9 protein-coding genes are annotated in these 8,454 nt (G+C 48.8%); 6 read left to right on the top strand and 3 right to left on the bottom strand.

Annotation, left to right across the window (positions count from 1 at the left end; all coding sequences use genetic code 11):
* Window positions 1-261 precede the first annotated feature (261 nt).
* Window positions 262-1,971 carry an AMP-binding protein gene (locus tag HY774_14670; GenBank protein MBI4749728.1) on the bottom strand — a complete coding sequence of 570 codons (1,710 nt, stop codon included), beginning with the start codon at window positions 1,969-1,971 and terminating at the stop codon, window positions 262-264.
* A gap of 237 nt (window positions 1,972-2,208) precedes the next feature.
* On the opposite strand from HY774_14670, the gene HY774_14665 reads away from it, so the two are divergent.
* The 6 genes from HY774_14665 to HY774_14640 all read left to right on the top strand — a co-directional run bounded on the left by HY774_14665 (window position 2,209) and on the right by HY774_14640 (window position 6,795).
* Complete coding sequence (locus tag HY774_14665) at window positions 2,209-2,652, top strand: GNAT family N-acetyltransferase (GenBank protein MBI4749727.1); 444 nt, start codon at window positions 2,209-2,211, stop codon at window positions 2,650-2,652.
* Window positions 2,653-2,659: 7 nt separating this feature from the next.
* Window positions 2,660-3,151 (top strand): GNAT family N-acetyltransferase, encoded by a 492-nt coding sequence (locus HY774_14660; protein MBI4749726.1) that lies wholly within the window; start codon window positions 2,660-2,662, stop codon window positions 3,149-3,151.
* A 118-nt stretch (window positions 3,152-3,269) separates the two neighbouring features.
* Window positions 3,270-3,677, top strand: coding sequence for a hypothetical protein (locus HY774_14655; protein ID MBI4749725.1), 408 nt, complete (start codon window positions 3,270-3,272; stop codon window positions 3,675-3,677).
* Between the two features lie 8 nt (window positions 3,678-3,685).
* A complete protein-coding gene (locus tag HY774_14650) occupies window positions 3,686-4,495 on the top strand; it encodes a methyltransferase domain-containing protein (GenBank protein ID MBI4749724.1) in 810 nt (269 codons plus the stop codon).
* Between the two features lie 433 nt (window positions 4,496-4,928).
* Window positions 4,929-6,305: an APC family permease gene (locus tag HY774_14645; GenBank protein MBI4749723.1), complete on the top strand. Its 1,377-nt coding sequence runs from the start codon at window positions 4,929-4,931 to the stop codon at window positions 6,303-6,305.
* Window positions 6,244-6,795, top strand: a complete 552-nt coding sequence (locus tag HY774_14640; protein MBI4749722.1) for a hypothetical protein — start codon at window positions 6,244-6,246, stop codon at window positions 6,793-6,795. Before HY774_14645 ends, HY774_14640 begins: the two co-directional genes overlap by 62 nt.
* Before the next feature lie 86 nt (window positions 6,796-6,881).
* Here HY774_14640 and HY774_14635 read toward each other — a convergent pair whose 3' ends face one another.
* Together HY774_14635 and HY774_14630 are read right to left on the bottom strand one after the other, a co-directional pair.
* Window positions 6,882-7,562 (bottom strand): Crp/Fnr family transcriptional regulator, encoded by a 681-nt coding sequence (locus HY774_14635; GenBank protein MBI4749721.1) that lies wholly within the window; start codon window positions 7,560-7,562, stop codon window positions 6,882-6,884.
* Window positions 7,563-7,932: 370 nt separating this feature from the next.
* The gene (locus HY774_14630) at window positions 7,933-8,334 is read right to left on the bottom strand and encodes a DUF11 domain-containing protein (protein ID MBI4749720.1); all 402 of its coding nucleotides are present in this window, start codon (window positions 8,332-8,334) and stop codon (window positions 7,933-7,935) included.
* Between the last annotated feature and the right edge of the window lie 120 nt (window positions 8,335-8,454).

The raw sequence follows: 8,454 nt of genomic DNA, 5'->3' as shown, positions 1-8,454 counted from the left end.
AGTCAGTAGTCAGTAGTCAGTAGTCAGTAGTCAGTAGTCAGTAGTCAGTAGTCAGTAGTCAGTAGTCAGTAGTCAGTAGTCAGTAGTCAGTAGTCAGTAGTCAGTAGTCGAGTGTTGGGATTTGAGGACTTGTGTCAAGTGTATTTGGTTCTATTTAAGTCATTTAGGAACAATTTTTTTCAAGAACTCCACGGATTCAACGATCCGGGTTTTGTCTACTGACTACTGACTACTGACTACTGACTTATCATCTACTGACTATTAAGCAGTTTTGATAGTCTCGACCGATTCCAGCCCAAGTTCCGCGATGCTTTGTCTTCGCATCTGGAACTTCTGGATTTTCCCGGTCACGGTCATTGGAAAATGTTCAACAAACTTGAAATAGCGAGGGATCTTTTGATGGGCGATCTGACCACGACAGAATTCCTGGAGTTCTTCAAGCGTAGTGGTTTCGCCGTCACGCAGGTGTACCCAGGCCATGACTTCTTCGCCGTAGCGTTGATCTGGAACCCCAATGACCTGCACATCTCTAATTTTCGGGTGCGTATGGAAAAACTCTTCGACCTCGCGAGGTGAAATTTTTTCTCCGCCTCGAATAATCATGTCTTTGATTCGTCCCACGATATTCACAAAGCCTTCCGAATCCATCACGGCCAAATCCCCAGTGTGCATCCAGCGAGCCGGATCAATGGAAAGGTGAGTGGTTTCAGGGTCATTCCAATAGCCAAGCATGACGTTGTATCCACGAGTACATAATTCACCCGGACACCCAATCGGCACAACTTTTCCTGTTTCAGGATCAATGATTTTGGCTTCAACGTGCGGCAGGATTTGCCCAACCGTGCTGATGCGTTTTTCTGGCGGGGTATCGGTTCGAGTCTGGAAACTGACCGGACTGGTTTCAGTCATTCCATAGGCAATTTCAAACTCGTGCATATGCATAAGCGTGGTGACTTTTTTCATCAGTTCAACCGGGCAAGGCGCGCCAGCCATCAGGCCGGTTCGGAGGCTGCGCAGGTCATATTTGGAAAAGTCGGGATGTTCCAATTCACTAATGAACATTGTGGGCACGCCATGTAAAGCCGTGGCTCGTTCGGCTTCAACAGTTTCAAGCACCGCTTTCGGATCAAATCCTTCAGCCGGGTAAATGGCGGCAGCACCATGGGTCAGGCAAGCCAGGTTGCCAAGGACCATTCCAAAACAATGATAGAGCGGCACGGGAATGACCAGCCGGTCATGCTCAGTGAATTTCATTCCTTCGCCCACAAAATAGCCATTATTCAAAATATTATGGTGGCTGAGGGTCGCACCTTTGGGAAAACCAGTCGTGCCGCTGGTGTATTGAATATTGATTGGATCATCAAATTCGAGCTGGCTCTGGCACCGGGCTAAATCCTCCAGACTGACCTCCTGAGCCAGTGTTGAAAGATCAGCCCAGGAAAAGAGACCCGCGACGGGTTGGGGTTCCAGGCTGATGACAATACTCAAATGCGGAAATTTGCTTGAGTGCAGCTTCCCAGGTTCTGAGGTGTGAAGTTCGGGCACCAGGTCGCATACCATTTGGGTGTAATTTGAAGTTTTAAACTGCGGAGCAAACACCAGCACCCGGCACCCAGATTGGTTTAAAGCATATTCAAGCTCGTGCAACCGGTAACTTGGATTGATATTGACCAGAATCGCCCCAATTTTGGCTGTGGCATATTGCAGGGTTGCCCACTCGGCATTGTTCTGTGACCAGATTCCAACGCGGTCGCCTTTCTGGATTCCAAGGTTCAATAATCCGCGAGCGCATTCGTTGACAGCCGCCTGGAATTGCCGATAGGTGTAGCGTCGGTTTTGGTGGCGAACAACCAACGCTTCCTGGTCTGGAAACTGGTCAGCAATCTGGTCAAACAGGTCGCCGATGGTTATCCCCAGTAATGGTTTGGTGCTGGTTCCACAGGTGTAGCTTTTGGTTAAGGGATTGTGCATGGGTGAGAGTCCTGAGCTGCCGGATTGGTAAACAAAACTGAATGACGGTTTTCGGTTTTTACCACAGTGACCATATCAGAACCCAGAGGAATACCTTATCAAGGGCAATTCGAGGTATTCCTTCGCTCTTTCATCACTTTACTTTTGGTCGGGTTTTTCCTATTACCTACCTGGCTTCAATTTCACTCAATGGATGTCAGTTGAAAAACACAATCTGCAACTCAAACAGGATAAATGATGACGGACCTGGAAATTCAAATCGTGATTCGTGATGCCCGGCTGGATGACGCCGAGGTTCTGTCTGACTTGCTGGATGAACTGGGCCGGCCAACCCCAGCCGTGACGATTGTCGAGCGAATGAAAACCCTTGATGAAATTGGAAACCGGGTTCTGGTTGCTGAATTAAACGGAGACGTTGTGGGACTGCTCACCCTGCACCAAACACCAAACCTTCATGCTGGTCCAGATGGTCGCATTACGGCACTGGTCGTCAGGACCCAGGCTCGCAACCTGGGAATTGCAACCCGGCTGGTACAGACCGCCGAAGCCATTTGCCGTGAATGGAAGTGCCACCGGATGGAAGTAATGAGCGCCAGTGAACGCCTTGACGCTCATCGGCTGTATGAACAACTCGGCTATCGCGAGACCCGCAAACGCTTCCGCAAGGAACTTGAACCTTGAGCCACCTATGACTACAGAACTTCAGAATCAAATCAAAATTGTGCCGTTTGAAGATCGGTTCGCCGCCGATTTTGATCGCCTGAACCGAGCCTGGCTTGAAGGCTATGACCTGCTGGAACCGGCTGATTTAAAACATCTTGAATCTCCAAGGGAAACATTCATCACTCCTGGCGGCGCAATCCTGGTGGCGCTTGATCAGGAAACCGTGATTGGCACCTGCGCCATTCATCCGATTGATGCCACATCAGTGGAAATTGCCAAACTGGCTGTGGACCCATTCGCTCAGGGGCGCGGCCTTGGACGGCAATTGATGGTGGCCGCCATCCAGTTTGCTCGATTCATCGGGGCTAAAAAAATTATTCTGGTTTCAAACAAGAAACTGGCGGCGGCGATTCGGCTGTATGAATCACTCGGCTTTCAACACCAGCCGCTGCCTGAGGATACCGAATATGCCACGGCAGATGTTTATATGGAACTGGATTTAAGTACCCTGCAGTAAGGGTACAGAGATATTGGATTTGGTAAGTGATTGATTCTTTTCGCGTATTTTGTGTATTTCGTGGTTAAAATGTCTGGAGACCTTCAACGAAGTACATATCCAAAACATAGAACTGAATATGATTGGCCGAACCCAACTTGATTACTGGTGCCACACCGATCTTTCACTTGAATCGCTCTTTGCCCGGTTTTCCGCTGGTTTTATCACCCGTGACGTTGAGATAGACGCCGAAAACGTCTGGTGCTGGGCTGAAGGCACAATGGAAGATAATCAAACCTCTTTCAACATCAGCCGAAAACACTATATCGGTGTTGAGCCGGAGTTACCTCACCTTCCGGTTGAACCGGTTTCCATTCGATTCACACGTGTTCACTCAAGCGTGAAAGAATTGGAGCTTGGGCAAAAACTGGCCGACGTGCTGCAGTTGGAAATCTTTCTTGGAAACATGCACTATGTGGGCGGAGATGATTTTCTCTTTCTGGCCCAACACTCATTTCAACCATTTTCACACCATCCATCAACTTGAGAACCCCCATGAATCACACAGAAGTAGGACACTATTGGAATGAGAACGCTGAAACCTGGACCAGACTGGCTCGGGCGGGTTACGACGTTTACCGGGATCACTTCAACACTCCGGCGTTTTTCAAAATGTTGCCAGACGTCACCGGGTTAACCGGCCTCGATATCGGCTGTGGAGAAGGTACCAATACGCGGCGACTCGCCCAGCGCGGAGCACAACTCACGGCCATTGATATTTCCGAGGTCTTTATCGGCCATGCCCGGCAAACCGAAGCTGAGTCACCCGCCGGCATTACCTATCAAGTCGCCAGTGCGGTTGAGTTGCCCTTTGCTGATCATTCTTTTGATTTTGCCACCGGGTTTATGAGCTTTATGGATATTCCCGAAATTGCAACGGTACTGTCAGAAGCCTATCGAATTTTGAAACCAGGCGGGTTCCTTCAATTTTCCATCTCGCATCCGTGCTTTACCACGCGCCACCGGAAAAATTTACGCGGAGAAGACGGCATTACCTATGCCATTGAGGTCGGGAAGTATTTTCATCCCCTGAATGGCGAAATTGACGAGTGGATTTTCAGTGCCGCGCCGCTTTCGGTGAAAGCAGGGCTTCCGAAATTTAAAATCCCCACATTCACCCATACATTGTCGGAATGGATAAACCTGCTGATTGAAACCGGGTTTGTGATTGAACGATTGGAAGAACCTCGCCCAGATGATGAAACCGTCCGGATATTTCCCAGCCTTCAAGATGCCCAGGTCGTTTCATATTTTCTGCACGTCAGGGTTCGAAAACCCTTCCCAGGTGACAAGGTGACAGGGTGACAAATGACAAGGTGAGGACTGTTCAATTTTTTCTGTAACCAGTCAATTTAACCTGGAAAAACCAAGTAACTGGCTCTTTCTTTAGTCATTAAGCATTGAATATAAACAGTTTATCTAAACTTAAAAACGAGCTAAAAAATCCAGTCTAGCCATTTGTACAAAAAACTAAAAAGTCTCAACTGAAGTGATGTCACCTTGTCACCTTGTCATTTGTCACCTTGTCATTTGTCACCTTGTCATTTGTCACCCTGTCACCTTGTCACCCTGTCTCCTTGTCCCCCTGTCATCTTGTCTCCTTGTCCAGATCGAGGTTATCTCTCTTATCCTGTCGGCTATGGCCATAAATTCTTGATTCTGGCTGAGTTTCCTGTATTCTTCCCGGCCTTAAAATTTTATTTCAACCACGGTAGGAGGTAGTCAAGAACGCTAAAAAATGACAACTGAATCACAACACCCGCGAAAGCTCACCACGTTGCAGTTGGTGGGTTTGATTTTTTTCACGGTTTCAGGTGGCGCGTATGGCCTTGAATCACTGGTGCAGGAAATGAATCCGGGATGGGCAGTGGTCCTGGTTTTGGTCACACCGTTGATGTGGGCACTTCCAACGGCGTTCATGGTGGCCGAACTGGCAAGTGCGATGCCCGAAGAAGGTGGGTATTATCATTGGGTTCGAACCGCCATGGGCGATTTTTGGGGAGTTCAGGAAGGGTGGTGGACGATCTGTTACACCGCCGTGGATATGGCGATTTATCCAGTTCTGTTTGTGAACTACCTGGCGTTTTTTGTCCCCCAACTGGCGCTTGATGAAAATGGGGGCTGTTCGTGGTCCGTTTTCTGGCTTCGCTGGGGAATTGCCACGACTGTCATTGGATGCGCGCTGGGTGTCAATTTGCTTGGGGCGCGGGCTGTCGGAAACAACGCGCTCGCGAGTATTCTCCTGGTCTTGATTCCATTTGGATTGTTGTCGGTTCTGGGGTTGTCCCGGAGTGGGGCCGTTGAAGCCTCCTGGGGAGCCGTTGTGAATGGATTGACCCAGCAACCGGATATGAAAACGATTGGCGTCGGTTTTTCAGTTGTACTTTGGAATTACTGTGGTTGGGATAATGTTTCAACCTATGCCGGAGAGGTTGAGCAACCGCAACGCGCTTACCCGCGAGCCCTGGCTTTTGCCATGCCGTTGATTGTGCTGGCATATATCATTCCGGTCATGGCTGGATTGGCAGTAACAACGGATGTCACGGTGTGGACTGAATCTGCTGGATGGCCGGTGATTGGCCAGATGGTGGCTGGAAACTGGCTGGGGATTGTCATTGCCGCCGCTGCCCTGGTTTCAAGCTGGGCACTTTTTAACAGTCAACTGCTTTACACTTCGCGCCTGCCCTACCGGATGGCCTGTGATGGCTGGCTTCCGTCGGCTTTAGCGAAAACATATCGGTCCGAAATCCCACTGACGGCACTGTTGGTTTCAGCGGGGATGACTGCCCTGTTTTGCGCGCTTTCCTTTGGGAAGCTGGTGGTGATTGACATTCTATTGTATGCGGCTGGTCTGTCGCTGGAATTTATTACCCTGATTATCCTGCGTATCAAACAACCCGACATGAACCGACCCTTTCGAGTTCCAGGCGGGTGGCCAGGGGTGGTTGCCGTGGCAGTGTTGCCCATGGGCATGGCCGCTGTGGTGGCCGTCGCCAGTTTTGCCGAAGAATCAGCCCGAATTCAGTTACTGATTGTCGCCGGTGCTTTGTTAAGTGGGATTGGGCTTTATTTTTTGCGAAGAAAGTACGTCATTCGCCAGGCAAACAAGGGTTAATACCAATTGTTGCCTAGTACCCAAATGGCTGATTCCATTTTTCCATCATCCGCCATTTTGCGCCGGGCCACGGCATGCCTCCCGGCTGGATCTGGCAACGGGAAATCGGGAAGGCGATTATAAAACACTGTCGAAACCACAACTGGATGATTTTATTGGGGCCGGAGCCAGAGTTGTTTTTTGCGGGCATGAGCATAATTTCGAACTCGCCAAACCGTCAGGGTATGAGCTGTACTGTGTTATTTCTGGAGCTGGCGGCGCGCTCCGGCCTGCCGAGCTGAGTCTCGATGCGTTACAGAAAGCATCAATTCAATCCTGGTCGAATCAGTGTCATTTTCTGATGGTTTCGATCAAGTCACCCCATCGCGAGACGATGGAAATCCGAGTCATTGGCGCCCGGGCAAATGGCACACCCACGGAAGATATTCCGGTTTGGAAAACAGGTGAACCGCGCCTGCGTACCGAAATGCCGATCAAAATCAATTTGTGACAACTTCTCCGCATTACGGTGCCCCTGTTGAAGACTTTTGATTTCAAATGGAATTATCCAAACCAGAAACTACTGCCAAACTGAAATCAGGCGTGTGATTCCAGGTAACTGGTCAGTTTTTCTTCCTTGATAATGAGAAAATGATCGGCATTGAGTTCAATCAATCCCATATTTTTAAATCGTTGCATAAAAACACTGACTCTGGGCCGGGTTGTGCCAACCATTTCCGAAAGTTCCTCGTGCGAGATTTTGAGTTCAATGCGAATGCTCCGAGGGTCTTTTTTTCCAAATGTTCGAGCCAGTTGAAGTAAGGTCTTTCCTAACCGCTGCTCGCTGTCCACGGTTACCAGGTTGGCAATCACCTGCTGCTGGTCGGCAATCCGAGCCGCCAGGTAGCGGATAAAACCCTCAACCAGTGAATCCTGATATAATCGGTCAATAAACCGCGAGCTTGGAATTTGTTTGAGGATCGTCGTTCCCATGGCGGTGGCTGTTTCCAGCCGTGTACCTGCCCCAGATAGACTTAACTCTCCGAAAATATCGCCGGTGGTGTGAATGGCCAGCAGGCATTCTTTTCCCTCCGGTGAAACCATAAGTAACTTAACCTGTCCACTAACAATGAAATACACCATCTCATCACTGTCGCCGCAGGTATAGATATGATCATTTTTTTTCACTTTGATGGACCGAACCTGAAGCGTTTCTTGCTGAAGCGATTCCTGCATTTGCTGTTTAAATTGAATTGTATAAGGGTTTTCTTGAATCATAGGTACCTCCTTGAAAAGATAAATGAGTGATGACCGAACGCTTTGACCTCATTCACTTACAAATGAAATTACCAACATCCTTATATTTCAGAACTGTATAAAAAATTATAGAAAACCCGGCAAGAAAATCCAGTTACAATCAATATCAACCAAACTGAGGTCGCATTGAGACGGAAATGGCCAAAACCAAACCGGGAAGGGCTCTCACAATGAGTCCTTCCCGGTTTGGTTTTGATCTATCGCACACGTGGAGTTTGGAGGCAAATTATATCAATTTGCAATGGAATTTTTGTATAAGCAACCAGTCAAGTGATTCAACCAGATAAACTTAGCGAACTACTGACTACTGACTACTGACTACTGACTGGTATTACAAGACAAGAAGCGTATCAACGCTGGCCGTGTTGAATCGGTTTGGTTGCCCCGTCCCGGTGACAATGGTGGCCGAGTTGTACACCGTCCCAAAAATAAAGAGTGGTGTTTTGCACACCAGGACAGCCGTCACCTTGCCTCTGGCCGGAATGGCCCCAAAATTGAACGTCACGGTTGGCATTCCATTTTCGGTGGCTAAGGTTGCAGTTCCCTGCGAAGCGGAAGAGGAAACATAGGTGAGGGCGGCGGGGACCACATCCTTGACTGTTACATTCAACACCGGTTCGGATCCGTTGTTGTCAACCACAATGTTGTAGGTAATGGTTTCGCCAGCTTTGACCGGGTCACCCGCATCCGACATATTGATCACCACTGAGGTTCGGGTATGGCAACGATTCATTTCTCTGGCAGCCATTTAGACAGTATCTAAACAAATGGCTTATTGCCATAATCCTTCAAAGCGTGCAGCGGCTGTTTTCGTATATTTGACAGTATGATTGATATTGGAATGACCCAGGTA

This window comes from Acidobacteriota bacterium (assembly GCA_016208495.1).
Taxonomy (GTDB): Bacteria; Acidobacteriota; Blastocatellia; order Chloracidobacteriales; family Chloracidobacteriaceae; genus JACQXX01.
This window is presented reverse-complemented; position numbering and strand designations above follow the sequence as displayed.

What these genes read in the sequence shown, in the direction of transcription:
- HY774_14670 (MBI4749728.1), bottom strand. Translation starts at nt 1,971, where the DNA reads ATGCACAATCCCTTAACCAAAAGCTACACCTGTGGAACCAGCACCAAA.
- HY774_14665 (MBI4749727.1), top strand. Translation starts at nt 2,209, where the DNA reads ATGACGGACCTGGAAATTCAAATCGTGATTCGTGATGCCCGGCTGGAT.
- HY774_14660 (MBI4749726.1), top strand. Translation starts at nt 2,660, where the DNA reads ATGACTACAGAACTTCAGAATCAAATCAAAATTGTGCCGTTTGAAGAT.
- HY774_14655 (MBI4749725.1), top strand. Translation starts at nt 3,270, where the DNA reads ATGATTGGCCGAACCCAACTTGATTACTGGTGCCACACCGATCTTTCA.
- HY774_14650 (MBI4749724.1), top strand. Translation starts at nt 3,686, where the DNA reads ATGAATCACACAGAAGTAGGACACTATTGGAATGAGAACGCTGAAACC.
- HY774_14645 (MBI4749723.1), top strand. Translation starts at nt 4,929, where the DNA reads ATGACAACTGAATCACAACACCCGCGAAAGCTCACCACGTTGCAGTTG.
- HY774_14635 (MBI4749721.1), bottom strand. Translation starts at nt 7,562, where the DNA reads ATGATTCAAGAAAACCCTTATACAATTCAATTTAAACAGCAAATGCAG.
- HY774_14630 (MBI4749720.1), bottom strand. Translation starts at nt 8,334, where the DNA reads ATGAATCGTTGCCATACCCGAACCTCAGTGGTGATCAATATGTCGGAT.